We start from the raw sequence: 24,711 nt of genomic DNA on the forward strand, positions 1-24,711 counted from the left end.
TGAACTGCCGCCGGGAAGGGCAACAGCCCTCCCGGCATCGCCGCTGCGCGAAAAAGCTACAACCCATTGGATCCGGGAGGGATTATGCCGATCCATTCGCTGCGCACGTTGCTTTGCGTCGCCACCGCACTCGTTGCCGTTCCCGCCGTCGCGCAGGAGCAGGCGGCCGCTCCCGCTGCCTCGGACACGTCTGCCGCCCCGCTGGAAGAGCAGTTCCGCGATCCGCCCAATTCCGCCCGTCCGCGCGTCTGGTGGCACTGGATGAACGGCAACGTGTCCAAGGACGGCATCGCCAAGGACATGGCGTGGATGAAGCGCGTCGGCATCGGCGGCCTCCAGAACTTCGACGCCAATCTCCAGACCCCGCAAGTGGTCGATCACCGCCTCGTCTACATGACGCCCGAGTGGAAGGACGCCTTCCGCTTTGCCGCGCATGAGGCGGACCGGCAGGGGCTGGAACTCGCCATCGCCTCCTCGCCCGGCTGGTCGGAAACCGGCGGTCCCTGGGTGCAGCCGCAGGACGGCCTCAAGAAGCTGGTCTGGTCCGAGACCGCGGTGCCTGCCGGGCAGCGCTTCTTGGGCAAGCTGACCGCGCCGCCGGTGCAGACCGGGCCGTACCAGACCCTCGCGCCCGCGCTCTCTATCGAGGAGATGATCTCCGGCCACCCCGCGCCTCCCGGCCCTTCGTATTATGGCGAGGTCGGCGTGTTCGCGTTCCCCGAGGCGATCGCGCCCGCCGCCGCCCTGCCGCGCGCGGTGGACGGTCTTGGCAATGCGCTTTCGGCAGCGGCGCTGTTCGACGCGGATCTGGCCAAGGGCGTCACGCTGGCCCGCAAGGAGGGCGAGGCACCCAGCCTGCGGCTCGACTATGCAAGGCCCGCCAAGGTCGGCTCCGCCACCGTCTTTGTTCCCGACGTGGTGATCCCCTTCGCCGGAGCCGCTTTCACCGGCGCGCTGGAATCGAGCGCGGACGGCAAGGCATGGACGCGGATCACCACGCTCACGCTGGGCGCGGTGCCGACTACCGTCAGCTTCCCCGCCGTCACCGCCGCGCATTTTCGGCTGGTGCTGGAGGCCCGCAAGCCCGACGGCGGCCTCGGCTCGCCCGCGCCGGGCATTGCCATGGGCGGGCTGTTCGACGGCGTCGGCGCGATGCTGGCGAAGAAGCCGCTGATCGTCGGCACGTTCGCGCTGGGTAGCGAGGCAAAAGTCGACCGTTTCGAGACCAAGGCCGGCTTCGTGATGAGCCGCGACTACTACGCGCTGGAAGAACCCAGGGACGGCGCCGAGGGTGTTGCGCCTGCCAGCGTCGTCGATCTCACCGGCAAGCTGAAGGCGGACGGCACGCTCGACTGGCAGGCCCCGGCGCTGCCCAAGGGCCAGTGCTGGCGGGTGCTGCGCATGGGCTATTCGCTGCTCGGCACCACCAACCACCCGGCGCCGCCCGAGGCGACCGGGCTTGAGGTGGACAAGTTCGACGGCGACGCCGTGCGCCGCTATCTCGATCACTATATCGGCATGTACAAGGACGCCGCCGGGCCGGACATGATCGGCAAGCGCGGCGTGCGCGCGCTGCTGACCGACTCGATCGAGGTGGGCGAGGCGAACTGGACGCCGAAGATGCTGGAGCAGTTCCAGCGCCTGCGCGGCTATGACGCGCGGCCGTGGTTGCCGACGCTGACCGGCGTGCTGGTCGGCACCCGTGCGCAATCGGACAAGTTCCTCTACGACTACCGCCGCACGCTGGCCGACCTGCTGGCGAGCGAGCACTATGGCACCGTCGCCAAGGTCGCGCACGAAAACGGGCTGAAGCTTTACGGCGAGGCGCTGGAAGACAAGCGGCCGATGCTGGGCGACGACATGACCATGCGCAGCCATACGGACATTCCGATGGCCGCCATGTGGACCTTCCGCGAGGAAGGCCCGCGCCAGACCCTGATCGCCGACATGAAGGGCGCGGCCTCGGTGGCGCACCTCTACGGCCAGAACCTCGTCGCGGCGGAATCGATGACCGCCTCGATGTCGCCCTGGGCCTTCGCGCCCAAGGACCTCAAGCGCTTCATCGACATGGAGTTCGTCAACGGCGTCAACCGCCCGGTGGTCCACACCTCGGTCCATGTGCCGGTGGACGACAAGAAGCCGGGCCTCTCGCTGTTCATCTTCGGCCAGTATTTCAACCGGATGGAAAGCTGGGGCGAGATGGCCAGGCCCTGGGTGGACTATATTGCGCGCTCCTCGCTGCTGCTGCAGGCGGGGCGGAACCTGGCCGATGTGGCCTATTTCTACGGCGAGGAAGCGCCGCTGACCGGGCTCTACGGGGACAAGCCGGTGGCCGATGCGCCGGTGTCGCACGCCTATGATTTCCTGAGCTACGACGCGCTGACCGGCTTGCTGTCGAACGACGGCAGCGAAGTCGTGGCGCCGAGCGGCGCGCGTTACCGGGCGATCTACTTAGGCGGTTCCTCGCAGCGCATGACGCTGGGGGCGCTCAGGAAGCTGGCGGCGCTGGTCGAAGGCGGCGCGACGGTGATCGGTAATGCGCCGGTTTCCACACCCAGCATGATGGGCGCGCAGGACGCCGAGTGGTCGGCGCTGGTGGCCAAGCTCTGGCCGGGCAGTGGGGACGCCGCTGTCGGCAAGGGCCGGGTGGTCGCGGGCAAGGACGTCGAAAGCGCGCTGGCGAGCATCGGCGTCGCCCCGGACTTCCGTTTCACGGGCGCGCAGGCGGGGGCGAAGATCCCCTTCGTCCACCGCCGCGACGGGCAGGGCGAGATCTACTATCTCTCCAACCCGCAAGGCCCGCAGACCATCGCGGCGCACTTCCGCGTGACCGGCAAGGTGCCCGAACTCTGGCACCCGGAAACCGGAACCAGCGAGCCGGTCAGCTACCGCATCGAGAACGGCGAGACGGTGGTGCCGCTCTCGCTGGTGGCGGACGATGCCGTCTTTGTGGTGTTCCGCAAGGCCGCCAGGTCGCAGGCCCTGACGCTGCCCGCAAAGCCGGTGCAGGTGCTCGCCTCGCTCGACGACGGCTGGTCGGTACGCTTCCAGGCGAATCGCGGCGCGCCGGAATCGGTGCAGATGGCGAAGCTGGCGCCGCTGAACGAAAGCGGCGATGCGGGCGTGAAGTATTTCTCCGGCGAGGCGACCTATGCGCGCAGCTTCACGCTGCCCAGGGGCGCCAGGGCGGGGCAGCCGCTGTGGCTCGATCTCGGGCAGGTGGGTGATCTCGCCGAAGTGCGGGTGAACGGCCAGCTGGTCGGCGCGGTCTGGCATGCGCCCTACCGCCTCGATATCGGCAAGGCGGTGAAGAAGGGGGCCAACACCATCGAGGTGAAGGTGGCGGATCTCTGGGTGAACCGCCTCGTCGGTGACGCCCAGCCGGGCGCCAAGCCGATCACCTGGACCGCGATGCCGACCTACCGCGCCGACGCGCCGCTAAGGCCCGCCGGGCTGATCGGGCCGGTGGTGCTGGAAGGCGGGAAGTAGACCCGGCAGACGGCTCCTGAAAACACCACGTCGCCCCCGCGCAGGCGGGGACGACGTGTTTTTGTTTTAAGCTATTGGTTGATCTTTGAGGTATCACTCAACCTGAGCCTCAACCCGAAACCTGCGCCGCGCGCTGCGCCGCCTGCGCCACGCTGAAGGTGGAGCCCTCCGCCAGCACGGTACATCCCGCCGCCGCCAGCACATCGCGCACCCGGTCATGCGCGCGGGCGAGGATCACCTGTTTGCCCGCCTTCTCCAGCCCTTGGGTGAACTCGGCGACGACCTCGATGGCGGTGCTGTCGAGGTCGTTGCTCTCCTCGAGGCTGAGCACAACCACCCGCGCATCGCTGGCCCGCGCGCGGCGGGCGATCGCGCCCAGCGCCGTCTCGGCATTGGCGAAGACCAGCTGGCCGTTGGGGCGGAAAATCGCGACGCCCGGCAGCCGGTGCGCCTGCGGATGGCGTTTCAGGTCGACGAATTCATGCCCGTCCCCCAGTTGCCCCAGTTCGCTGATCGACGGGTTCGCCAGTTCGTAGAGCATGTGCAGCACCGACAGCGCCACCGCCAGCAACATGCCGTTGAGCACGCCCAGGGTCAGCACGCCGAGGACAGCCGCCAGCGCGATCCCGTGATCGCGGCGGATGCGAACGAGATGCAGCAGCGGCCCCGGCGACAGTGCGTGGGTCAGTGCGGCGATGACGATGGCCGCCAGCATCGGCTGGGGAATGCGCGCGATCCAGCCGGAAGCGAACAGGGCCATCGCCAGCAGCGCAAGGCTGGCCGTCGTCGCCGCCCAGCGGCTCGATGCGCCCGCCGCCTCGTTGGCGGAGCCGGCCGAGAAACCCGCCCCCACCGGCATGCCCTGCACCAGCGCGGAGGCGAGGTTGGCGGTGCCGATGGCGGCGAGTTCGCGGTTGGCCGATAGCGTGTCGCCGTGGCGCAGGGCGAGCGTGCGCATGGTGCCCCAGCTTTCGGCAAACAGGATCAACGCGATCGGCGCCGCCAGTTGGGCAAGGCGCGAGAGCCGCGTGGTCGAGAACGGCCAGGCGCTGTCCGGCCAGCCGAGATCGACCGGCCCTGCAATGGCGATGCCATGCGCGGGCAGGTCCACCGCCGCCCCCAGTGCCACGGCAACTGCGAGCACGATCAGCGCGCCGGGAATCTGCGGCATCCGGCGCAGCGCCAGCAGCACCGCCAGGGTCGTGAGGCCGAGCAGGCAACTGGGCAGGTGCCACTGCATGACCCGCTCGGCGAGCCCCGCGAGAACCGTGAAGATCGTGCCCGAGGGCACCGAAATCCCCGCCACGGCGGGCAATTGCCGCACGATAATGGTGATCGCCAGACCAAACGCGAACCCGCGCAGCACCGGGCGCGAGACAAAGCTGGCGAGGCTGCCCAGCCGCAGCAGCGACAGTAGCAGGAAGATCAGCCCGGTCATCCCCACCAGCACCGTCGCCAGCCCCTCGCGCGCGGGGCCGGTGGCGGACAGGCTGGCGAGCGTCGCGGCCAGGATGGCAGCGGCGGACGAGGTGGGCGAGACCACCGCGAAGCGGCTGCGCCCCACCAGCCCATAAGCCAGCCCCCCGGCAATCGCCGCCGCCAGCGCGCGGCCGGGGGCAAGGCCCGCGATCTCGGCATAGGCGACGCTTTCCGGCAGGATCAGCCCGGCCATGGCCAGCCCGGTCAGCCCATCGCGCGGGCCATCGCGCCAGACGGGTTTGCTCATCCTGATGTCGGGCCTTTCGTCGCGAGCGATCATGCCTCTGCCGTATGGCCGTGGGTGGATTTGTCCAGATGCGGGCGGTGCCCGGTCATCCGGAGGTAGAAGCGGGAGAAGTACGAGGGGTCCGAGAAACCCAGTTCGTTGGACACCTGCACGACGCTGGCATTGGCAAAGCACAGCAGCCGCTGCGCCTCCAGCGCCAGCCGGGCGTGGAGCATGTCCTGCGGCGTGCAGTCCAGCCGCGCGCGGGTGAGGCGGGTGAGGGTACGCGTGGTCATGCCCAGCCGCTCGGCATACCAGCCCAGCGGCAACTGGTCGCGAAAGTGCAGTTCGACCAGATGGCGCAAGTGCGAGATGCGCTGGTCGCCGCTGGCATTGTCGGCTGCTTCTTCCTCGGGCAGCAGCGAGCGCATCAGCGCTTCCGCCATCGACAGGAACAGGGCATTGGGCCGCCGCCAGTCCTGCGCCATGGCCAGCATTTCGGCGCAGAGGAATTCGACCCGTGCGAGGATTTCCACCGGCGTGGCGGCGAAGCGGCCATGGGTTGCGGCGTGGAGCAAGGGATCGCCCGCATCGCTGCGCCGCTCCGCAAAACCGCTGCTGAGCATCAGCACGTAACCCACGGTTTCCGGGCGGAAGCGGAAGCCGTGGATGCTGCCCGCGGGCACGACGATGTGGCAGGGCGCCTCCAGCGTCTCGGTCCTGTCGTCGATGGTGAGCGTGACCTGTCCCTTCGATACCAGCATGACCTGAACCCCGCGGACATGGCGGTGCGGGGCGATTTCCCAGTCATGCAAGGAACTTCGCGCCGCAATCGTCTCGATATGCCCCAGTTCCGCGAGGTTTTCGGGCATGTCCTCGCCGTAGAGGACGTAGCTGGGAATCGGGCGGGACGGGGGCATGGCAGACTCGCGGGGTGTCCTGAAAGTACCTGAACAATGGCCGTCCGGTGCATTCCGCCAGAACCGCCGCAGTGTCAATCCAGAGGCAAGAATTGCGGCGTCCCCTCATGCGGCGCGCCCGACCGGGAGAAGGATTATGCGTACCCAAGTCGCCATCATCGGCGCAGGCCCCGCCGGCCTGCTGCTCGGCCACCTGCTGCGTCAGGAGGGCATCGACTGCGTCGTGCTCGAACGCCAGACCGGGGACTACGTGCTCTCGCGCATCCGCGCCGGGGTGCTGGAGCAGGGCACCGTCGCGCTGATGGAGCGGCTCGGCCTCGATGCCCGCATGAAGGCCGAGGGCCTGCCGCACGATGGCTTCAACCTTGCCGATGGCGAGCGTCTGATCCGCATCGACATCAAGGCGCTGACCGGCAAGCAGGTGATGGTCTATGGCCAGACCGAACTGACCCGCGACCTGATGGAAGCGAGCGCGGAACGCGGCCTCGAAGTGATCTATCAGGCGGCGGATGTCGCCCTGCACGACATCGAGAGCGACGCGCCCTATGTCACCTACACCAAGGACGGCGCCGAGCACCGCATCGACGCCCGCTTCATCGCCGGCTGCGACGGTTTCCACGGCCCCTCGCGCGCGGCGATTCCGGCCAGTGTCGGCCAGACCTTCGAGCGCGTCTATCCCTTCGGCTGGCTGGGCATTCTGGCCGATGTGCCGCCGTGCAACCACGAACTGATCTACGCGCACCACGAACGCGGTTTCGCGCTCGCCTCGCAGCGCAGCCACACGCGCAGCCGCTACTACATCGACGTGCCGCTGACCGAGAAGCTGGAGGACTGGAGCGACGCGCGCATCTGGGACGAACTGGCGATCCGCCTCGGCCCCGATGCCGCCGCCCATATCACGCGCGGGCCCTCGATCGAGAAGTCGATCGCCCCGCTGCGCTCCTTCGTGTTCGAGCCGATGCGCCACGGCAGCCTGCTGCTCTGCGGCGATGCCGCGCATATCGTGCCGCCGACCGGCGCCAAGGGCCTGAACCTGGCGGCGAGCGACGTGCACTACGCCCACGAAGCGCTGACCGCCTTCTTCGGGAAGGCCGATAACGACGCGATTGCGGCCTATTCGGCCAAGGCGCTGCGCCGGGTCTGGGCCTCGGAGCGGTTCAGCTGGTCGCTGACCAAGCTGATGCACCGTTTCCCCGACGACGGCCCGTTCGAGCGCCGGATGCAACTGGCCGAACTCGACTACATCGCCTCGAGCGAACACGCGCGGCGGGTGATCGCCGAGAACTACGTGGGGCTGCCGGTTTAAGGCGGGGATTGGCCTCGTAGCCGCCAAGCTCTGAGCCTTCCCCATAACCGTCGTCGCCCCCGCGAACGCGGGGGCCCCGCTTTTCTTCTGCGAGGTTGTGCGAAGAAAGCGCGATCCCCGCCTTCGCGGGGATGACGGAAAGGAGATGGGGGAGACTTTGGCCGGCCAGGAAGCCGGGTCCACACCCGCGACGCATCAACTCTGCGAGGCTGGCGTCTCCACGACCAGCCCCTCCAGCGCCTCCGTCACCGGAAGCTGGCAGGAAAGCCGGACGCGCGGATGCTCGTCGCCGGATGCCTCGATCACCGGCCCTTCGTAGTCCCCCGGCGGCCCAAGCCGTTCGAACCATGCGGGCGTCAGATGGACGCGGCAGGTACCGCAATAGCAGTTGCCGCCGCAGACCGCCTCTATCGCCTCGATCCCCTGCGCGACGGCGTTTTCCATCAAGGACATGCCCTCGCGCGCGGTGATGTCGCGCCGGGTTCCGCCGGCGTCGATGAAGGTGATGCGCACCATCGGCGTCAGGCCGGATCGCAGGCGACCAGCGCGCCGCGCAGTTCGTAGCCCTGGATGAAGCCGTTCCAGAGGATCGTCGGCTCCGCCACCAGGCGGATGCCGGGCAGGCGCAGCATGCGGTCGAGGAAGATGCGGGTCTCGTGCAGCGCCACCTGGGCGCCGGGGCAGCGGTGCGGGCCGTCGCCGAAGCTCATGTAGGGCCCGGCGACTTTCATGCGCTTTGCCCGGTCGGGATCGAGCCGGAAGGGGCAGGGGCCGGTGATCGCCTCGTCGACATTGGCCTCGCGGATCGAGACGCAGACCACTTCGCCTTGCGCCATCAGCCCCGGCTGGTCCTCCACGGCGCGGCGGTGGAGCATCGAGGCGACCGGCTCCAGCCGCAGGATTTCCTCGAGGATGGCGGACTGGCCCGCTTTGTCGCCGGCGAGGAAACGTGCGCGCAAGGGGGCGCTGGTGAACAGGTGCCAGGCGGCCATGACGATGAATTCGCGCGTCGTCATCATGCCCGCGCCGCCGTAGCTCAGACACTCCATGATCATGCCCTTGCGCGAGTAATTCTCGCCGACCATGAACGAGATCACGTCCTCGCGCGGCTGTCTGCGGCGCGCGGCGATCGCCGGGGCGAGGTCCTTGCGGTAGAACCGGCCGACGCGCAGCAGCATCCGGGCGTTGAAGATCAGGTTGCCCAGCCAGCCCGGCCTGCGGACCAGCGAACTGTCCAGCACCGCCTTCACCCGGCGGGCGAGGGCGCGGTTGCTGTCGCTGTTCGTCAGGCCGACGATCTCGGCGGTGACGTCCACCGCCATCTGGAAGCTCAGTTCGTCGAGCGGCAGCGGCTTGCCTTCGCGCAGGCGCGCGACCAGTTCGTCCATCGTGCGCTGCATAACCGCGTGATGGCGGGTGACGATGGTGCGGGGCGCGAACAGCCCGGCCACCGCGGCGCGGCGCCTGCGGTGGGCCTCGCCGTCGAGGAAAAAGAACGAGACCTCGTCCGGGTTGGAGAGATCGGTGGCCTCGGCATGGGCGCCGGCCTGGCGGACCTTGGGCGAGCGCAGCACCTCGCGGCCCATGGCGAAGCGGCCGATCACGCGCGAACCGGCCTGCGGGGCAAGATGGGCCTCGGCGATGCGCGCGCTCTTGCGGTCGTCCGGTTCCTGCATGCGTGCGGCGGTCATGGCCATGCTCCTTTCGACAACCCAGCCTCTTCCCGTGCGTTCCGGTTCCTGAGGACCGAACGTCATCGAGGTTATGATATTCAATGGATCGTATCTTGGCCAGCGGCATCTGGCGGCGCGGCGGGGCGGTGGGGGCTTCGGGCTTGACCCCACCGGCGCTACGTTTTTGTCCCCGGCGGCAAGGACTTCGTTCAACAACTTGGGCTCTTCGCATGCGCACCATGATTGCCTCTGCGGACTTTGCTGCTATCGCTGCCCGCGTGCGATACGACGATGCCTTTAATTGGAAGCGACTGCCGCTGGCGGCGGTACTGGCCTGCTCCGCGGCCTTTTCGCTGGCGGCCTGCACCGGGCAGGAGCGCCCCGCTGCGCCGTTGCCGCAGCCGCCTGCGCCCACGGTGGAGGCGCCGGTGGATGGCGACTGGTGGAAGCAGGCCGGCGATCCGCTGCTGGCGGACCTGGTGGCGCGCGGCATTGCCGCCGACCACGAACTTGCCTGCCGGGCGGCCCGGCTTGCCGTGCAGGCCGAGGCGGACGCTTCGGCCGAGCGGCGCCTGTCGGGCCGGATGCGCAAGCTGGTCGGCACCGACCAGGGCCTGTCGCGCGCCGCTGCCCTGCGCGCCGATCAATATGCCTATGCCCAGGCCCGCGCGGCGCGCGCGGCGGCGGTGGCGCTGGCTTATGTCGAGGTGCGGCGGCTGCAGAACGTGCTGGTCCTGCGCACCGAGCGGCTCGACCAGTTCCGCGACAATGCCGCCATCGCCGAATTCCGCCGCCAGGCCGGGCTGGTCACCGCGATCGACGGCGGCATCGGCAGCAGCATGGCCGGCGTCGCCGATGCCGACCTGGCCGCGACCCGCGCGCGCTTCGAGCGTGCACGCATGGAACTGGCGCGGATGGCGGACATGGATGATGCCGCGCTGCTGACGGCGCTGGGCGAGAGCGGCGATGTGTCCGATCTCGGCCGCGATCCGCCGGGGCCTGCGGACGAGGGACCGCTGCACCGCGCCGACCTGCTGGCGCTGCGTTACCGGCTGCTCTCCCGGATCGAGCATGAGAAGATGACCCAGGCCGACATCGACAAGGCCGAGGCCGAGAGCCGGCTGGGAGAGGGCGATCCCGCGACCCCGCCGCTGCTGCGCGACGGGCTGGACGAACTCGGCAAGGCCGAGGCCGAGGCCCGCGCCGAGATCGCCGCCACGCGGCAGGCGCTGGTCCTGCTCGATGCGCGCGAACAGGCGCTTGGCCAGAGCGGCGAGCGGTCGCGCCGTGCGGTGCAGGATGCCCGCGCCGCCTACCGCGCGGGCATGGGCGATTTCGCGACGCTTTACGTCGCCGAAGCCTCGGCGCTGTCGGTCGAGGAAGCGCGGCTGGGCCTGCGGGCCGAGCGGGCGGCGGGCATGATCCGCCTGCACCTCCAGCGCGGCGACGGCTGGTCGGCGGCGGACCTCTCGCCGCAAGTGGGAGTCGCTGCCTGTGACTGAGGCCGACCACGCCAATCTCGACAGTTTCCTGGGGTTCGGTGCCCGCCGCGGGCGCACGCACCTGCTGCGGCTGGCGCTGCTGGCGGCGGCGGTGGTGGCGCTGCTGATGCTGCTGGTCCGGTTCCTCGGCGGCAGCGACCTGCCGTATTACACCGCGCTGGTCGAACAGGGCACGATCACGCCGCTGGTCTCCGAGCGCGGCACCGTGCACGGCAGCGGCGAAGTGGCTCTGGCCGCCGCGCTCGACGGCACCGTCACGGCCGAGGGCGTGGCTGCGGGCGGCAAGGTCGCGAAGGGTCAGGTCCTTGCCGCCATCGATGCCGAGCCGCTGCGCAGCACCCTTGCGGCCGACCGCGCGCTGGTCACCGCCGCCGAGGCCGACCTTGCCGCCGCCCGCACGGCGCGCGACGAGGCCACCGGCAAGCTGGCGCGGTTCGAGGACGTCTGGCGCCGCTCCGGCCACCGGGTTCCGGCGATCAACGAACTGGAAGGCGCGCGCGCCGAAGCCGACCGCGCCGGGCGCGCGGTGTCCGCCGCCGAGGCCCGGCTCGCCGCCGCCCGCAGCAGCCTTCAGGCCGATAGCGAGAAGCTGGCCGCCGCCGTCGTGCGCGCGCCTTTTGCGGGCTACGTGGTGGAACGCAGTATCCGCACCGGCCAGCGCGTGCGCATGGGCATGAAGCTGTTCACGCTGGCCGCCAGCGACGAGACGCTGGAAATCGAGATCCCGCTGGCCCGCACGGGCAATGCGGTGCTGGAAGCGGGCACGGCGGCGCAAGTGCGGCTCGATGCCTTGCCCGACGCGGTGCAGCCGGCGACGCTCGCCCGCATCCTCACCGACCGCGCCGATGCCCCGGGCTCGCGCCGCGCCGTGTTCACGCTGGAGAAGCCGGCCGAGGCGATCCGCCCCGGCATGGCCGCCACGGTCGAACTGCCCTTGCCGCAGCGCAGCAACGTGCTCCTCGTGCCCGACGCCGCGCTGACTTTCGAGCCCGGCAACAGGGCCTCGCCCTCCACCGGGCGCAGCCAGCCGCGCATCTATCTCGTCTCGGGCGACGGCGAGCCGCGCCGGGTCTATGTGACTGTCGGCGCGGGTGACGGCAAACGCACCGAAGTCTTCGCCAGCGACCTCAAGCCGGGGGTTGAGGTCATTGTCGGCTGGCGCAACCAGCCGGCCCAACCTTAAGTCGGGGCCCTAAGTCGGCGCCATAAGCCTGCAGGCGTGATGTCCGCCCGGCAGGCCCTTGCAGAAGGATCCTTTTGACGCACTGCAGCGAAACTTTGCGCTCGCCGGTGCGTTTGACGCTCATGACCCGAAGTACAGTGAGGCAGGCAGGCTCGAAGACGAGCCGCCCGGTCGCCCCGGCGTCGCTTGGCCGACGCCAATTTTCAGCCCTGCTGGCCTCGTTTGCCGGACTAGCGGCGTTTCCGCAGCTTGCGCAGGCGGCAGCGCGGGGGAGCGGCGCCACTGGGGTCGGGGCCGGGTTCGGCCCCGCTGCGCCGTTTTCGTGGGACACGCTGGTGCGCGCGGCCCAGGCGCTGGCGGCGCGGCCTTATGTCCAGCCGCCGGTCTCCGCCCATGCGGCGGCCGATTTCGAGGCGGCGGTCAAGCTGACCTACGGCGATGCCAAAAGCGTGGCGGGTGACGTGCGGCTGTTCCCGGCGACCCGGGGCACCTCGCCGCAGGCCGTGAAGATCCACCTCGTGGAGAACGGCAGCGCGCGCGAACTGACCGACACGCGCGGCTTCTTCGTGGGCGGCAGCCGCGCCGATCCGGCGGGTTTCCGGGTCATGACCGCCGACCATCGCTCGGACTGGCTGGCCTTCCAGGGCGCCTCCTATTTCCGCACGTCGGGCGCGCGCGACCAGTACGGCCTTTCGGCGCGCGGCATCGCCGTCGACACCGCGATGCCGCACCCGGAGGAATTTCCCGCCTTCACCGAATTCTGGATCGAGCATGTCGGCACCGACCATGTGCGCATCCATGCCCTGCTCGACGGACCGAGCGTGACCGGGGCCTATGCCTTCGACTGCCTGCGCGGAGAGGCGGCGATCACCCAGGACGTGCGCGCCAGCCTGTTCCTGCGCCGCGATGTCGCGCGGCTGGGGCTCGCGCCGATCACCAGCATGTTCTGGTACGACCAGTCCGATCCCGCCAAGCGGAACGACTGGCGCCCGGAAATCCACGATTCCGACGGTCTGGCGATCCATGCGGGCTCGGGCGAGCGGATCTGGGTGCCGCTCGCCAATCCGCAGCGCACCCGCACCAATGCCCTGCGCGCCGACGGGGTGAAGGGGTTCGGCCTGCTCCAGCGCGACCAGAGTTTCGACCACTATCAGGATGACGGCGCCTTCTACGACAAGCGCCCCTCGCTCTGGGTCGAGCCGCAGGGCGACTGGGGCAAGGGCGCGGTCATGCTCTACCAGATGAGCACCGATACCGAGACGATCGACAACATCGCCGCCTTCTGGCTCTCGGACGAGCCGGCCCGCGCCGGGCAGCGCCGCGATCTTGCCTACCGGCTGAGCTGGACCAGCAAGGAGCCCGGAGGGACGGCGGCGGCGCGCTGCGTGGACAGCTGGCAGGGCCAGTCGGGGCGGCCGGGGGTCAAGGCGGCCGAAAAGGATGCGCGCAAGTTCGTGTTCGATTTCGAGGGCGAGGCGCTGCAGGGCCTTACCCGCCAGAGCGGCGTCACCGCCGAGACGGGCCTTCCCGCGCAGGCGGTGGTGGACCTTGCGGTCTATCCCGTAGTCGGCACGCCGAACCGCTGGCGGGTGGTGCTGGACCTGCGTCCCGCCGCCATGCCGTCGCCGGACATTCGCCTGTTCCTCGCGCGCGGCGGCGCCGCACTCAGTGAAACCGTGATACAGAGCCTCGAGCCATGAACGCCCCGCCCCATGCGCCCGCCAATGCGGCGATGAGCCCGCTGCCGCCCGAGGCGCCGCTGGCGATGCCGGTCCAGGACCTCCACGGCATCGCCCCCGGCTCGATCGCGGTGCGCACCAGCCCGCACGGCATGCAGGTCAAGCGCCTGCTGCTGCTGGCCGTCACCGCGGTGATCGCGCTGGCGGCCTCGAGCGAGGTGCGTTTCGCCTTGTCGCGCGACGGGCTGAGCGTGCTCGACATCGTGCTGCTGCTGTTCTTCGTGCCGCTGTTCGCGTGGATCGCCTTCGGTTTTGTCACCTCCTCGATCGGCTTCCTCCAGCTCATCACCGGCAAGCACCCCGGCTTTACCGCGGTGCCGAGCCCCGCCTCGTCGCTGCGCCATCGCACCGCGGTGCTGATGCCGGTCTACAACGAGAGCGTGGAGGCCACCTTCGGGCGCGTGCGCGCCATGGCCGCCTCCATTGCCGCTTCGGGCGGCGCGGGGTGGATCGACTTCTTCGTGCTCAGCGATTCCAGCGCCTTCCACGGCAAGCGCGAGGAAGCCGCCTGGCGCGAAGTGGCCGCCGAAGCGCCGATCAACGTCTATTACCGCCGCCGCGAGCAGAACATCGCGCGCAAGCCAGGCAACATTGCCGAATGGGTGCAGCGCTTCGGCGCGGCCTACGAGAACATGCTGATCCTCGACGCGGACTCGCTGATGAGCGGCGATGCCATCATCGGCATGGCGGCGATCATGGAGGAGCGTCCCTCCATCGGCCTGCTCCAGACGGTGCCGATGATCATCAATGCGCAGACGCTGTTCCAGCGCTGGATGCGCTTCGCCAGCGAGGCTTACGGGCCGATCGCGTCGGCCGGGCTGCTCTGGTGGTCGGGCGCGGAGGCGAACTTCTGGGGCCACAACGCGATCGTGCGCACGCGCGCCTTCGCCGAGTCCTGCGGTCTTCCCGAGCTTCCCGGCAAGCCGCCGTTCGGCGGGCATATCCTCAGCCACGACATGTTCGAATCCGCCCTGCTGCGGCGCCGGGGCTGGGCCGTCCACATGGTGATGATCGACGGCAGCTACGAGGAATTCCCGCCCACCATCGTCGATCACGCGATCCGCGACCGGCGCTGGATGCAGGGCAATCTCCAGCACTTGCGCCTGATCGACGCATCGGGCCTGCACTGGACCAGCCGCCTGCACCTGCTGATCGGCGCCTCGGCCTATCTGACCTCGCCCGGCTGGCTCCTGCTGCTGGTCACCGCCATCGTCCAGGCGGCCATGGCGCAGGGCGGCCAGGGCTTTGCGGGCGCGGCGCCGCCGAGCGTGCTGTGGCTGACCGTGCTGCTGCTGTTCGGCCCCAAGGCGATGGGCACGATCTGGGTCATGGCCGACAGGACCCGCCGCCGTGCCTTCGGCGGCTGGGGCGGCGTGCTGCGCTCGGTCGCGCTGGAAGTGCCGCTGGCGATCCTGCTGGCGCCCGTCACCATGGTCATGCAGGTCAAGGCGCTGTTCGGCCTCGCGCTCGGCATTCCGGTGCACTGGAGTACGCAGGACCGCGACGCCCGCCGCATCGGCGTGCGCGAGGTGCTGCCGGACCTCAAGGAACACATCGCGCTCGGCCTCCTCTTCGCGGCGACCGTGTTCATCGATCCGGTGACGGCGCTGTGGCTCTCGCCGCTGACGCTGGGCCTGCTCGCCTCGCCCTGGCTGATCAGCCTGACCTCGCGGGCGACCACCGGCGCGCAGGCGGAGCAGGAGGGCTTCTTTGCTGTGCCCGCGCCGACGATCATCGCGGCGGACGAAGCGCCGCTGGTCAACGACGACGAGCCGCACGACGCGCCGCTGGCGATCGGGTGAGTTCACTCACTTCCGTCAACAAAATCCCGTCGCCCCCGCGAAGGCGGGGGCCCCGCTTCCTTTTGCCTCGCCGCGAAGAACAAGCGGGATCCCCGCCTTCGCGGGGATGACGGGGTGGTTTGGATTAGCAGCCAGTTGGCGGGCCTTGGTCAGGCACTCGCCTCCGCCAGCCGGGCAGGCAGATTGGCGCGCAAGTGCGCCACCAGCGCGCCGACTTTGGGCGAGAGATGGCGGCGCTGGGGATAGACCGCCCAGATCGGCTCTTCCTCGGGTGCAAGGTCGGTCAGCACCGGCTCCAGCCGCCCCGCCGCGACATGGTCGCCAAGGTAGAAGGCGGGTACCTGGCACAATCCCATATCCGCCAGCGCCGCCTCGACCAGCGCGGCGCCGCTGTTGCAGCGCCAGCGGCCTTGCGGGCGGAAGGTCTGGCCATCGCGGAAGTGCCACTGGCTGGCCGAGCCGACAAGGCAATCGTGGTGCTTGAGGTCGGCGATCGTCGCCGGGCGGCCGCGGTCGTGGAGATAACCGCGCGAACCCAGCGTCACCAGCGCGCGGCTGGCGATGCGGCTGGCGACGAGGCGCGAATCCTCGAGATGCCCGGTGCGGATGGCGAGGTCGTAGCCCTCGGCGATGAGGTCCACGAGCGCATTGTCGAGGTCCAGCGTCACCGAGATCGCCGGATAGGCCTGCGACAGTTCGCGCACCAGCGGCGCCACGAACTTCTCGCCCAGCGCATAGGAGCAGGTGACGCGCAGATGCCCGCGCGGCTCGCCCTGAGAGGTGATGGCGGCAATTGCCTCGTCCCGCTCCTCGATCAGGCGGCGGCAGGTCTCGAGGAAGATCTGCCCGGTTTCGGTGAGCCTGAGGGTGCGCGTCGTGCGCAGCATCAGCTGGGCCTGAAGCCGCGTTTCCAGCCGCGCCAGCGCCCGGCTCATATGCGTGACGCTGGCGCCATAGGCCTCTGCCGCCAGGGTGAAGCTGCCGTGGCGGGCGATCATCACGAATTCCTCGATCCCGTCCCACTGGCCGAGCATCATTTTCCCCATATGGTGATAATACTTTTCAGAAACGTCGCTTTATCACAGCAAGGGCCGGTCCTACAAAGCGCGCAAGCAGTTCAAGGAGCATACCCCATGAAGACCCGCGCCGCCGTTGCCTTCGAGGCGAAGAAGCCGCTCGAAATCGTCGAACTCGATCTTGAAGGCCCCAAGGCCGGCGAAGTCCTGGTCGAGATCATGGCCACCGGCATCTGCCATACCGATGCCTATACGCTCGACGGGCTCGACAGCGAGGGGATCTTCCCCAGCGTGCTCGGCCACGAAGGCGCCGGCGTGGTGCGCGAAGTGGGCGCGGGCGTCACCTCGGTGGTGCCGGGCGACCATGTGATCCCGCTCTACACCCCGGAATGCCGCCAGTGTAAGTCGTGCCTCTCGGGCAAGACCAACCTGTGCACCGCGATCCGCGCCACGCAGGGCAAGGGCCTGATGCCGGACGGCACCACGCGCTTCTCCTACAAGGGCCAGCCGATCTACCACTACATGGGCTGCTCGACCTTCTCGAACTTCACCGTGCTGCCCGAGATCGCCGTCGCCAAGATCCGTGAAGACGCGCCGTTCCAGTCCTCGTGCTACATCGGTTGCGGCGTGACCACCGGCGTCGGCGCGGTCATCAACACCGCCAAGGTGCAGGTGGGCGACAACGTCGTCATCTTCGGCCTCGGCGGCATCGGCCTCAACGTGATCCAGGGCGCGCGTCTGGCCGGGGCGAACAAGATCATCGGCGTCGACATCAACGAGACCCGCGAGGAATGGGGCCGCCGCTTCGGCATGACCGACTTCCTCAACACCAAGGGCATGAGCCGCGAGGACATCGTCGCGAAGATCGTGGCGATGACCGACGGCGGCGCCGACTACACCTTCGATGCCACCGGCAATACCGACGTGATGCGCACCGCGCTGGAAGCCTGCCACCGCGGCTGGGGCACCTCGATCATCATCGGCGTGGCCGAGGCGGGCAAGACCATCGAGACGCGCCCGTTCCAGCTCGTCACGGGGCGCAACTGGCGCGGCACCGCGTTCGGCGGCGCCAAGGGCCGTACCGACGTGCCCAAGATCGTCGACATGTACATGACCGGCAAGATCGAGATCGACCCGATGATCACCCACGTCATGGGCCTGGAAGAGATCAACACCGCCTTCGACCTGATGCACGCGGGTAAGTCGATCCGTTCGGTCGTCGTGTTCTGATGGAGACGGTCTCGGTCAACAAGGCTTTCGGCGGGGTGCAGGGTGTCTACACCCACGCCTCCGCCGAGACCGGCACTCCGATGACCTTTTCGGTCTTTGTGCCCGAGCATTCCCCGGGCACGAAGCTGCCGGTGCTATGGTATCTCTCGGGCCTGACCTGCACCCACGCCAACGTCACCGAAAAGGGCGAGTTCCGCCGCGCCTGCGCCGAGCACGGGGTGATCTTCGTGGCGCCGGACACGAGCCCGCGCGGCGATGATGTGCCGGACGACGAAGGCTACGACTTCGGCAAGGGCGCGGGTTTCTACGTCGATGCCACCGAGGCCCCGTGGAGCGCGAACTTCCGCATGCGCGCCTACATCGAGACCGAGCTGCCCGCCGTGATCGCCGAGCACTTCCCCGCCGACATGGCGCGGCAGGGCATTACCGGCCACTCGATGGGCGGCCACGGCGCGCTGACGATCGCGCTGCGTGATCCCAGCCGCTTCCGCTCGGTCAGTGCCTTTGCGCCGATCGTCTCGCCGCTCAATTGCCCCTGGGGCGAGAAGGCGCTGACCGGCTACATCGGCGCGGACAAGGCGGCATGGCGTCAATACGACGCCTGCGCGCTGATCGAGGACGGTGCCCGCCTGCCGGACCTCTTGGTGGATCAGGGCACCGCCGATGGCTTCCTTGAAGGCCAGCTCAAGACGCATCTGCTGGAAGAGGCTTGCGCCAGGGCCGGGCAGCCGGCGACGATCCGCATGCAGGAGGGGTACGACCACTCCTACTACTTCATCTCCAGCTTCATGGCCGACCATGTGGGCTGGCATGCGGAGAGGCTGAAAGCGTGAGCGCACACGAGACCATCGCCCTGATCGCGAACTACTACGACGCGTTCAACCGCCGCGACGTGGACGCCATGCTGGCGCTGCTGGCGCAAGAGGTGGTGCATGAGCCCAGCCAGGGCCAGCCGCGCCGCGGCAAGGCGGCCTTTGCCGAATTCCTTGCGCACATGAACCGCTGCTACCGCGAGCATGTGCACGAGCCGGTCGTGCTGGCCACGCCCGATGGTTCGCATGCCTCGGCCGAGTTCCGGCTGACCGGCGAATACATCGAAAGCGACGATGGACTGCCGGCGGCTTCGGGGCAGGCCTATGCCTTGCGGGTGGGGGCGTTCTTTGATGTCGATCAGGGGCTGATCGCGCGGGTATCGAACCACTACAACCTTGCCGACTGGATCGCGCAGGTCGAGCGGGGCTGAATAAGGGGATGGGCAGGGGGGGCTATGCTCCCCCTGCTGTCTCTATTCAGACGGCCCGGACCATCATCCGCGCCTCGGGGCCGTAGCCCTTGGCCGGATCGAGCAGGCCGCCGCCCAGCAGCGCAAAGCCCTGCTTTTCCCAGAACCCGTGGGCATTGCCCACCGCGATCAGCACCACGCGCTCCAGCCCGCGCGCCCTGGCCTCGTCCATCACGATCCCCACCGCCTCGCCCGCGTGGCCGCGTCCGCGCGTTGCCGCGTCCAGCGCCAGGTCGTGCAGGAAATAGCAGTCGAAAGGCTGGGCCAGCGCGGTCATCGGCATGTCCAGTACCGGGGGGCGGTTCTGCCTGCCGGGGTGCGAGATGAGGTAGCCGGACAGGTCTCCGCCGCCGCCTTCCAGCACGTGGCAACCGGCGGGATAGAGGCGCTGGCAGGCGGCAAAGACCGCGGGGTTTTCGGGATAGTCGAGGTGGACGATCTGCGCGACGTGGGCGACGGCGGCCACGTCCTCTTCGCGCATGGGGCGCCAGTGCATGCCGGTCCCGCTCCTTCGCTGGCTGATGGTCGCGGCGGGCTGGCAGGCCTTCCGCGCGGGCGCTTCGTTTACCGAGGCTCCCGCGCGGGAATCAAGTCAGAGTTCTTCGGGCCAGTAAAGCCGCATCGGGTTGGTCACCAGCAGCTTGTGCTGAAGCTCTGCCGTGGGCGCGATGCGGGGGATCATGTCGACGAGGTGGCCGTCGTCGGGCACGTTGTCCTGCATGTTCGGGTGCGGCCAGTCGGTGCCCCAGATCACGCGGTCCTGATAGTCCGCCACCAGCGGCGCCACCGCTTCGGCGAACTTGTCCCACGGGTCATTCGTGGGGTCGAGGCGGTCGGGGCAGGTGGCCTTGAACCAGATGTCGTCCCGGCTGTCGAGCAGGCTGCGGAACGCCTGCATGTCCGCGCCGTCGGGCCCCTGCGTCACGTCCGGGCGGCCCATGTGGTCGATCACGACCGGCACCGGGATCGCGGCGATGAAGGCCCGCATTTCCTCGAGGATGTCCGCCTCGAAGTAGATCACCACGTGCCAGCCTTCGGGCAGGCGGCTGGCGACTTCGAGGAACTTGTCCTTCGGCGCATCGTCGACAAGGCGCTTGAGGAAGTTGAAGCGGATGCCGCGAATGCCGCCTTCATGCAAGCGGGCAAGCTCGGCGTCCGAGATCGCCGGATCGACCACCGCCACGCCGCGTGCTTTTCCGCCGGACTTGGCGATGGCGTCCAGTGTCGCCGCATTGTCGGTGCCGTGGCAGCTCGCCTGCACGATCACATTGCGGGCGAAACCGAGGTGATCGCGCAGCGCGAACAGCATGTCCGGCCCGGCATCCTCGGGCAGGTACTTCGCCTTGGCGCTGAACGGGAACTGCGCCATCGGGCCGAAGACGTGGCAATGCGCGTCCACGGCGCCGGCGGGCGGGGTGTAGCGCGGCTTGCTCGGCGCCGCGTGCCAGGAGGTGATGCGCTCAGACATACTTGAGGCCTTCCTTCTCCAGCCGCTCGCGCATCTTGTACATGTCGAGGCCGAGCACGCCGGCGGCCAGCTTCTCGCGCTTTTCGCCTTCGTTGGCCTCGCGGGCCTGTGCTGCGGCGAGCACTTCGGCGGCCTTTTCGCGCGGCACCACGACCACGCCGTCATCGTCGGCGACGATCACGTCGCCCGGGCGCACGGCGGCATTGGCGCAGACCACCGGCACGTTGACCGAGCCGAGCGTGTTCTTGACGGTGCCCTGCGCGCAGACGGCCTTGGACCAGACCGGGAATTCCATCTCGGTGAGGTCGCGCACATCGCGCACGCCGGCGTCGATGATGAGCCCGCGGCAGCCGCGGGCGATGGCGCTGGTGGCCAGAAGATCGCCGAAGTAGCCGTCCTCGCACGGGCTGGTGGGGGCGAGCAGCAGCACGTCGCCGTCCTTCAGCTGTTCGATGGCGACGTGGACCATCCAGTTGTCGCCGGGAGCAGCGCTGATGGTGACGGCGGAGCCGGCGATGCGGGCACCGGCGTAGATCGGGCGCATGTAGCTGGCGAGCAGGCCGGTGCGGCCCTGGGCTTCGTGGACGGTGGCGACGCCGCACTTGGCGAGGCCGTCGATCACGGCTGGATCGGCGCGTTCGATGTTCTGGACGACGATGCCACTCATGATCTGCTCTCCTTCGATCTTCGGGTTCCGGCGCCGCCCGGAAGGGCCGCGCGGGGCTATAATGGTGCAGCGCTGTCTTGGGCTTCCCCGTGTTCAAGGGGAAAGAGAAACTTTGGACAGGTGATAGGATTTGGCTAATAACCCCGCCATGGATATCTGGAGTCTCAACCTTCGGCACTTGCGGGCTGTCGCGAAAATCGCGGAATTGGGCACGGTCAACGCCGCTGCCCTGGCCGTCAACCTCAGCCAGCCGGCGATAACACAGGCGTTGGCCCGGCTCGAGTCGCAGATCGGTCTGCCGCTGTTCGAACGCCGCCATGACGGCATGGCGCCGACCAGGGCCGGGGAAATTCTCGCCCCCCGCATCGATGCCGCGCTGGGCCATGTGAACAGCCCCCACGTCACCATGTCGCGCCTGCGGGCGCTGCTGGCGCTGGTGGAAACGGGCTCTTACGCCGGGGCGGGGCAGGAGACCGGGCTGTCGCTCCCCTCGATCCACCGCGCGGTCAACGACCTGTCGCTGGCGCTGCGCCGCCCGCTGGTGGTGCGCCGGGGCAAGTTCGTGATCACCACCGAGGCGGGCACCCAGCTCGCCCGCGAGTTCCGGCTCGCCAAAGTGGAGCTGGAGGCAGGCCTCTCCGAAGTCGCCGCGCTGCGCGGGGTGGAGACGCGGCATATCGCGGTGGGCGCGATGCCGCTCTCCCGCGCGCGCATCCTGCCGGCCGCCGTGGCGCGGTTCCTTGCCCGCCGACCGAACGTGAAGCTGACCATCGTGGAAGGCTCGCGCGCCGAACTGGTGGAGCCGCTGCGCGGCGGCGTGCTCGACCTGATGGTCGGCGCCCTGCGCGATCCGCTGGTGGAGCCGGACCTCGTGCAGTGCCCGCTCTTCGAGGATCGTCCCGCCGTCTACGCCCGCAAGGGGCACCCGCTGGAAGGCGCTGGTCCCTCGCCTGCGGACCTGGCGCGCTATCCTTTTACCCTGCCGCCGAAAGGCACGCCCCTGCGCGACACGTTCGAGCGCTACTTCGAGGCCAACGGCCTGCAGCATCCCGAGGTGCCGGTGGAGTCGGGCTCGGTGATGATGATCCGGCAAGTGATGATGGGCGGCGATTTCCTCACCGTGCTCTCGCCCGATCAGGTGACGGTGGAACTGGAAGCCGGCTGGCTCTGCGAACTGGCGCGCCTGCCGGAGAACTTCACTCGCCTGATCGGCATGACCACCCGTTCCTCGCTGCGCCCGACCGAAGTGCAGGCGGAGTTTATCGCCGACCTTGAGTGGGCGGCGAAACGGGTGGGGGATTAGGCGTTCGGGAGCATAAATTACGCCCAGCTTATAGCCGAAAGCCGCTTCCGATTGGCCCATTGCCTGCGGTGAGGGCAGGGTGGCGCAATGGATAGATCGATCGCCCTTATCGGGTTCGGAGAAGCCGGATCGACGTTTGCGGGAGCTGGAGACTGGTCGGCGCAGGGGCGCGCCTTCGACATTCTTCCCGCGCGCCGCGAGGTCATGGCCGAGCTTGGCATCACCGCCTGCGACAGCGCGGCCGAGGCGCTTGCGGGTGCCTCGCTGGTGCTTTCGCTGGTCACCGCGGACGCCGCGCCGCGGGTGGCCGAAGAGGTCGCCCCGCTGCTCGGCGAAGGCGCGTTGTTCTGCGACATGAACTCGGTCGCGCCGGGCACCAAGCGGGCCGCCGCCAAGGCCATCGCTGCCGGAAAGGGGCGTTACGTCGATGTCGCCGTGCTGGCGCCGGTGAACCCCGCGCGGATGAAGGTGCCGCTGCTGGTTTCCGGCCCCGATGCCGCAGCGGCGGAAAGCGCGCTGACGGCGGTGGGCTTCACCAATGTGCGTGTCGTCGGCACCGATGTCGGCCGCGCCTCGGCGATCAAGCTGGTGCGCTCGGTCATGGTCAAGGGGCTTGAGGCGCTGACCGCCGAGATGATGATGGCCGCCCATGCCGAAGGCGTGGCAGGCGAGGTGCTGGCCTCGCTCGATGCCAGCGAGAAGACCATTCCGTGGGCGCAGCGCGCCGACTACAATCTCGACCGCATGCTGGTCCACGGCCGCCGCCGCGCCGCCGAGATGGACGAGGCTGCGCAGATGCTGCGTTCGCTGGGCATTGCGCCGCGCATGACCGACAACACCGCCGTCTGGCAGCAGGCGCTGGGCGCGCTGGGCATCGCGCCGCCGCCCGAAGGATTCGAAGCCAAGCTAGCGGCGGCCATCAAGGCGGGCGTCGCGGCCGGCGTACTCAAGGGAGAGAATTGAGCATGTCGCTCATCATCGACTGTCACGGACATTATACCGTCCTGCCCAAGGCGCACGACGCCTGGCGCGAGGCCCAGATCGCCGCGTTCAAGGCCGGTGAAGAGGCGCCGCCCTACCCGGAGATCTCGGACGCCGAGATCCGCCAGACCATCGAGGACAACCAGCTTCGCCTCATCAAGGAGCGCGGCGCCGACCTTACCGTGTTCAGCCCGCGCGCCAGCGCGATGGCGCACCATGTCGGTGATCAGGCCATGTCCGAGGCCTGGGCGGTGCACTGCAACAATCTTATCGCCCGCGTGGTGAACATGTTCCCCGAGACGTTCGTGGGCGTGTGCATGCTGCCGCAGAGCCCCAAGGCGGACCTTTCCGCCTCGGTGAAGGAACTGCGCCGCTGCGTCGAGGAACTGGGCTTCATCGGCTGCAACCTCAACCCCGATCCGGGCGGCGGCCACTTCGAGCATCCGCCGCTGACCGACGAATACTGGTTCCCGATCTACGAGGCGATGTGCGAGCTGGACGTTCCGGCGATGATCCACGTTTCGGGTTCGTGCAACCCGGCGATGCATGCCACCGGCGGCTTCTACATCGCGGCGGACACCGTGGCCTTCATGCAGCTGATGCAGGGCGACCTCTTCGCGAAGTTCCCAAAGCTGCGCTTCATCATCCCGCACGGCGGCGGCGCGGTGCCGTACCACTGGGGCCGCTACCGGGGCCTCGCGGACATGCTGAAGAAGCCTGCGCTTGACGACTACATCATGAACAACGTGTTCTTCGACACCTGCGTCTACCATCAGCCGGGCATCAACCTGCTGGCCGACGTGATCGACAACAAGAACATCCTGTTCGGCTCCGAAATGGTCGGCGCGGTGCGCGGGATCGACCCCACGACCGGCTTCTACTTCGACGACACCAAGCGTTATGTCGACGCGCTCCAGATCTCCGACGAGGAGCGCCACGCGATCTTCGAAGGCAACGTGCGCAAGGTCTTCCCGCGCCTTGACGCCAGGCTCAAGGAACGCGGCCTGTGACCGATAAAAACCCTTGCGACAATGCGGGTGGTCCGATCGACATCCACGCCTATCTCGGTGAGTTCGACGATATTCCGGGCACGCGCGTCTACACCGCCAAGCGCGCGCGGCAGGGCTATCACCTGAACCAGTTCGCGATGAGCCTGATGAAGGCCGAAAACCGCGAGCGCTGGAAGGCGGACGAGCGTGCCTATCTCGACGCATGGCCGATGACCGAGGACCAGAAGCTGGCCGTTCTCGCCCGCGACTACAACCGCCTGCTGGACCTCGGCGGCAACATCTACTTCCTCGCCAAGGTCTTCTCGACCGATGGCCTGAGCTTCCTTCAGGCCGTCTCGACGATGACCGGCATGTCGGTCGAGGATTATCAGGCGATGATGATCGCCGGCGGCCGCTCGCCAGAGGGCGTGCGGTCGATCAAGGAGTCTCGCTAAG

The 24,711-nt window shown here is 68.7% G+C and carries 21 protein-coding genes; 13 read left to right on the plus strand and 8 right to left on the minus strand.

Annotated features, from left to right (window positions below):
• The first annotated feature begins 84 nt into the window (after positions 1–84).
• Positions 85–3,489 carry a glycosyl hydrolase gene (locus CA833_RS11345; RefSeq protein ID WP_207078089.1) on the plus strand — a complete coding sequence of 1,135 codons (3,405 nt, stop codon included), beginning with the start codon at positions 85–87 and terminating at the stop codon, positions 3,487–3,489.
• A 109-nt stretch (positions 3,490–3,598) separates the two neighbouring features.
• Here CA833_RS11345 and CA833_RS11350 read toward each other — a convergent pair whose 3' ends face one another.
• Positions 3,599–5,215 (minus strand): SulP family inorganic anion transporter, encoded by a 1,617-nt coding sequence (locus CA833_RS11350; RefSeq protein WP_207078090.1) that lies wholly within the window; start codon positions 5,213–5,215, stop codon positions 3,599–3,601.
• A 29-nt stretch (positions 5,216–5,244) separates the two neighbouring features.
• Positions 5,245–6,114, minus strand: a complete 870-nt coding sequence (locus CA833_RS11355; RefSeq protein ID WP_142635216.1) for a helix-turn-helix domain-containing protein — start codon at positions 6,112–6,114, stop codon at positions 5,245–5,247.
• Positions 6,115–6,250: 136 nt separating this feature from the next.
• On the opposite strand from CA833_RS11355, the gene pobA reads away from it, so the two are divergent.
• A complete protein-coding gene (gene pobA / locus CA833_RS11360; protein ID WP_207078091.1) occupies positions 6,251–7,420 on the plus strand; it encodes a 4-hydroxybenzoate 3-monooxygenase in 1,170 nt (389 codons plus the stop codon).
• Between the two features lie 195 nt (positions 7,421–7,615).
• On the opposite strand, the gene CA833_RS11365 is transcribed toward pobA, so the two are convergent.
• Together CA833_RS11365 and CA833_RS11370 are read right to left on the minus strand one after the other, a co-directional pair.
• A complete protein-coding gene (locus CA833_RS11365) occupies positions 7,616–7,936 on the minus strand; it encodes a 2Fe-2S iron-sulfur cluster-binding protein (protein WP_207078092.1) in 321 nt (106 codons plus the stop codon).
• Between the two features lie 5 nt (positions 7,937–7,941).
• Positions 7,942–9,111, minus strand: coding sequence for a cytochrome P450 (locus CA833_RS11370; RefSeq protein ID WP_242526045.1), 1,170 nt, complete (start codon positions 9,109–9,111; stop codon positions 7,942–7,944).
• 212 nt (positions 9,112–9,323) lie between these two features.
• Between CA833_RS11370 and CA833_RS11375 the strand changes: the two genes are divergently transcribed.
• The 4 genes from CA833_RS11375 to mdoH all read left to right on the plus strand — a co-directional run bounded on the left by CA833_RS11375 (position 9,324) and on the right by mdoH (position 15,319).
• Positions 9,324–10,595 (plus strand): TolC family protein, encoded by a 1,272-nt coding sequence (locus CA833_RS11375; RefSeq protein ID WP_207078093.1) that lies wholly within the window; start codon positions 9,324–9,326, stop codon positions 10,593–10,595.
• Positions 10,588–11,778 (plus strand): efflux RND transporter periplasmic adaptor subunit, encoded by a 1,191-nt coding sequence (locus tag CA833_RS11380; RefSeq protein WP_207078094.1) that lies wholly within the window; start codon positions 10,588–10,590, stop codon positions 11,776–11,778. The genes CA833_RS11375 and CA833_RS11380 overlap by 8 nt, the downstream gene beginning before the upstream one ends.
• 122 nt (positions 11,779–11,900) lie before the next feature.
• Positions 11,901–13,478, plus strand: a complete 1,578-nt coding sequence (locus CA833_RS11385) for a glucan biosynthesis protein (protein ID WP_207078095.1) — start codon at positions 11,901–11,903, stop codon at positions 13,476–13,478.
• Positions 13,475–15,319 carry a glucans biosynthesis glucosyltransferase MdoH gene (gene mdoH / locus CA833_RS11390; RefSeq protein WP_207078096.1) on the plus strand — a complete coding sequence of 615 codons (1,845 nt, stop codon included), beginning with the start codon at positions 13,475–13,477 and terminating at the stop codon, positions 15,317–15,319. The genes CA833_RS11385 and mdoH overlap by 4 nt, the downstream gene beginning before the upstream one ends.
• A 149-nt stretch (positions 15,320–15,468) precedes the next feature.
• Here mdoH and CA833_RS11395 read toward each other — a convergent pair whose 3' ends face one another.
• A complete protein-coding gene (locus CA833_RS11395; protein ID WP_142637841.1) occupies positions 15,469–16,356 on the minus strand; it encodes a LysR substrate-binding domain-containing protein in 888 nt (295 codons plus the stop codon).
• Between the two features lie 96 nt (positions 16,357–16,452).
• Here CA833_RS11395 and CA833_RS11400 point away from each other — a divergent pair, with 96 nt between their 5' ends.
• Genes CA833_RS11400 through CA833_RS11410 form a run of 3 tightly spaced genes read left to right on the plus strand, consistent with a single transcriptional unit; the run spans position 16,453 to position 18,808 of the window.
• Positions 16,453–17,565: an S-(hydroxymethyl)glutathione dehydrogenase/class III alcohol dehydrogenase gene (locus tag CA833_RS11400; RefSeq protein WP_207078097.1), complete on the plus strand. Its 1,113-nt coding sequence runs from the start codon at positions 16,453–16,455 to the stop codon at positions 17,563–17,565.
• A complete protein-coding gene (gene fghA / locus CA833_RS11405) occupies positions 17,565–18,398 on the plus strand; it encodes an S-formylglutathione hydrolase (RefSeq protein WP_207078098.1) in 834 nt (277 codons plus the stop codon). The genes CA833_RS11400 and fghA overlap by 1 nt, the downstream gene beginning before the upstream one ends.
• Positions 18,395–18,808, plus strand: a complete 414-nt coding sequence (locus CA833_RS11410; protein WP_207078099.1) for a ketosteroid isomerase-related protein — start codon at positions 18,395–18,397, stop codon at positions 18,806–18,808. The genes fghA and CA833_RS11410 overlap by 4 nt, the downstream gene beginning before the upstream one ends.
• A gap of 46 nt (positions 18,809–18,854) precedes the next feature.
• Here CA833_RS11410 and CA833_RS11415 read toward each other — a convergent pair whose 3' ends face one another.
• From CA833_RS11415 to ligK, 3 genes are all read right to left on the minus strand, one after another.
• Positions 18,855–19,343 (minus strand): GNAT family N-acetyltransferase, encoded by a 489-nt coding sequence (locus CA833_RS11415; protein ID WP_207078100.1) that lies wholly within the window; start codon positions 19,341–19,343, stop codon positions 18,855–18,857.
• A 96-nt stretch (positions 19,344–19,439) separates the two neighbouring features.
• A complete protein-coding gene (locus tag CA833_RS11420; RefSeq protein WP_207078101.1) occupies positions 19,440–20,315 on the minus strand; it encodes an amidohydrolase family protein in 876 nt (291 codons plus the stop codon).
• Positions 20,308–20,982 carry a 4-carboxy-4-hydroxy-2-oxoadipate aldolase/oxaloacetate decarboxylase gene (gene ligK / locus CA833_RS11425; RefSeq protein WP_142635193.1) on the minus strand — a complete coding sequence of 225 codons (675 nt, stop codon included), beginning with the start codon at positions 20,980–20,982 and terminating at the stop codon, positions 20,308–20,310. The genes CA833_RS11420 and ligK overlap by 8 nt, the downstream gene beginning before the upstream one ends.
• 148 nt (positions 20,983–21,130) lie before the next feature.
• Between ligK and CA833_RS11430 the strand changes: the two genes are divergently transcribed.
• The 4 genes from CA833_RS11430 to ligA all read left to right on the plus strand — a co-directional run bounded on the left by CA833_RS11430 (position 21,131) and on the right by ligA (position 24,710).
• Positions 21,131–22,285: a LysR family transcriptional regulator gene (locus tag CA833_RS11430; protein ID WP_207078102.1), complete on the plus strand. Its 1,155-nt coding sequence runs from the start codon at positions 21,131–21,133 to the stop codon at positions 22,283–22,285.
• 87 nt (positions 22,286–22,372) lie between these two features.
• Positions 22,373–23,248, plus strand: coding sequence for an NAD(P)-dependent oxidoreductase (locus tag CA833_RS11435; protein WP_207078103.1), 876 nt, complete (start codon positions 22,373–22,375; stop codon positions 23,246–23,248).
• Between the two features lie 2 nt (positions 23,249–23,250).
• On the plus strand, positions 23,251–24,276 hold the full coding sequence (locus CA833_RS11440) for an amidohydrolase family protein (RefSeq protein ID WP_207078104.1): 1,026 nt from the start codon (positions 23,251–23,253) through the stop codon (positions 24,274–24,276).
• Positions 24,273–24,710 (plus strand): protocatechuate 4,5-dioxygenase subunit alpha, encoded by a 438-nt coding sequence (ligA, locus tag CA833_RS11445; protein ID WP_242526046.1) that lies wholly within the window; start codon positions 24,273–24,275, stop codon positions 24,708–24,710. The genes CA833_RS11440 and ligA overlap by 4 nt, the downstream gene beginning before the upstream one ends.
• The last annotated feature ends 1 nt before the right edge of the window (position 24,711 follow it).

Origin of the sequence: Novosphingobium sp. KA1 (assembly GCF_017309955.1) — a bacterium.
Lineage (GTDB): Bacteria > Pseudomonadota > Alphaproteobacteria > Sphingomonadales > Sphingomonadaceae > Novosphingobium.

What these genes read in the sequence shown, in the direction of transcription:
- CA833_RS11400 (WP_207078097.1), top strand. Translation starts at nt 16,453, where the DNA reads ATGAAGACCCGCGCCGCCGTTGCCTTCGAGGCGAAGAAGCCGCTCGAA.
- CA833_RS11370 (WP_242526045.1), bottom strand. Translation starts at nt 9,111, where the DNA reads ATGACCGCCGCACGCATGCAGGAACCGGACGACCGCAAGAGCGCGCGC.
- CA833_RS11430 (WP_207078102.1), top strand. Translation starts at nt 21,131, where the DNA reads ATGGATATCTGGAGTCTCAACCTTCGGCACTTGCGGGCTGTCGCGAAA.
- CA833_RS11415 (WP_207078100.1), bottom strand. Translation starts at nt 19,343, where the DNA reads ATGCACTGGCGCCCCATGCGCGAAGAGGACGTGGCCGCCGTCGCCCAC.
- CA833_RS11395 (WP_142637841.1), bottom strand. Translation starts at nt 16,356, where the DNA reads ATGATGCTCGGCCAGTGGGACGGGATCGAGGAATTCGTGATGATCGCC.
- CA833_RS11355 (WP_142635216.1), bottom strand. Translation starts at nt 6,114, where the DNA reads ATGCCCCCGTCCCGCCCGATTCCCAGCTACGTCCTCTACGGCGAGGAC.
- CA833_RS11420 (WP_207078101.1), bottom strand. Translation starts at nt 20,315, where the DNA reads ATGTCTGAGCGCATCACCTCCTGGCACGCGGCGCCGAGCAAGCCGCGC.
- CA833_RS11365 (WP_207078092.1), bottom strand. Translation starts at nt 7,936, where the DNA reads ATGGTGCGCATCACCTTCATCGACGCCGGCGGAACCCGGCGCGACATC.
- CA833_RS11345 (WP_207078089.1), top strand. Translation starts at nt 85, where the DNA reads ATGCCGATCCATTCGCTGCGCACGTTGCTTTGCGTCGCCACCGCACTC.
- fghA (WP_207078098.1), top strand. Translation starts at nt 17,565, where the DNA reads ATGGAGACGGTCTCGGTCAACAAGGCTTTCGGCGGGGTGCAGGGTGTC.
- pobA (WP_207078091.1), top strand. Translation starts at nt 6,251, where the DNA reads ATGCGTACCCAAGTCGCCATCATCGGCGCAGGCCCCGCCGGCCTGCTG.
- CA833_RS11440 (WP_207078104.1), top strand. Translation starts at nt 23,251, where the DNA reads ATGTCGCTCATCATCGACTGTCACGGACATTATACCGTCCTGCCCAAG.
- ligK (WP_142635193.1), bottom strand. Translation starts at nt 20,982, where the DNA reads ATGAGTGGCATCGTCGTCCAGAACATCGAACGCGCCGATCCAGCCGTG.
- CA833_RS11350 (WP_207078090.1), bottom strand. Translation starts at nt 5,215, where the DNA reads ATGAGCAAACCCGTCTGGCGCGATGGCCCGCGCGATGGGCTGACCGGG.
- CA833_RS11385 (WP_207078095.1), top strand. Translation starts at nt 11,901, where the DNA reads ATGACCCGAAGTACAGTGAGGCAGGCAGGCTCGAAGACGAGCCGCCCG.
- mdoH (WP_207078096.1), top strand. Translation starts at nt 13,475, where the DNA reads ATGAACGCCCCGCCCCATGCGCCCGCCAATGCGGCGATGAGCCCGCTG.
- CA833_RS11435 (WP_207078103.1), top strand. Translation starts at nt 22,373, where the DNA reads ATGGATAGATCGATCGCCCTTATCGGGTTCGGAGAAGCCGGATCGACG.
- CA833_RS11375 (WP_207078093.1), top strand. Translation starts at nt 9,324, where the DNA reads ATGCGCACCATGATTGCCTCTGCGGACTTTGCTGCTATCGCTGCCCGC.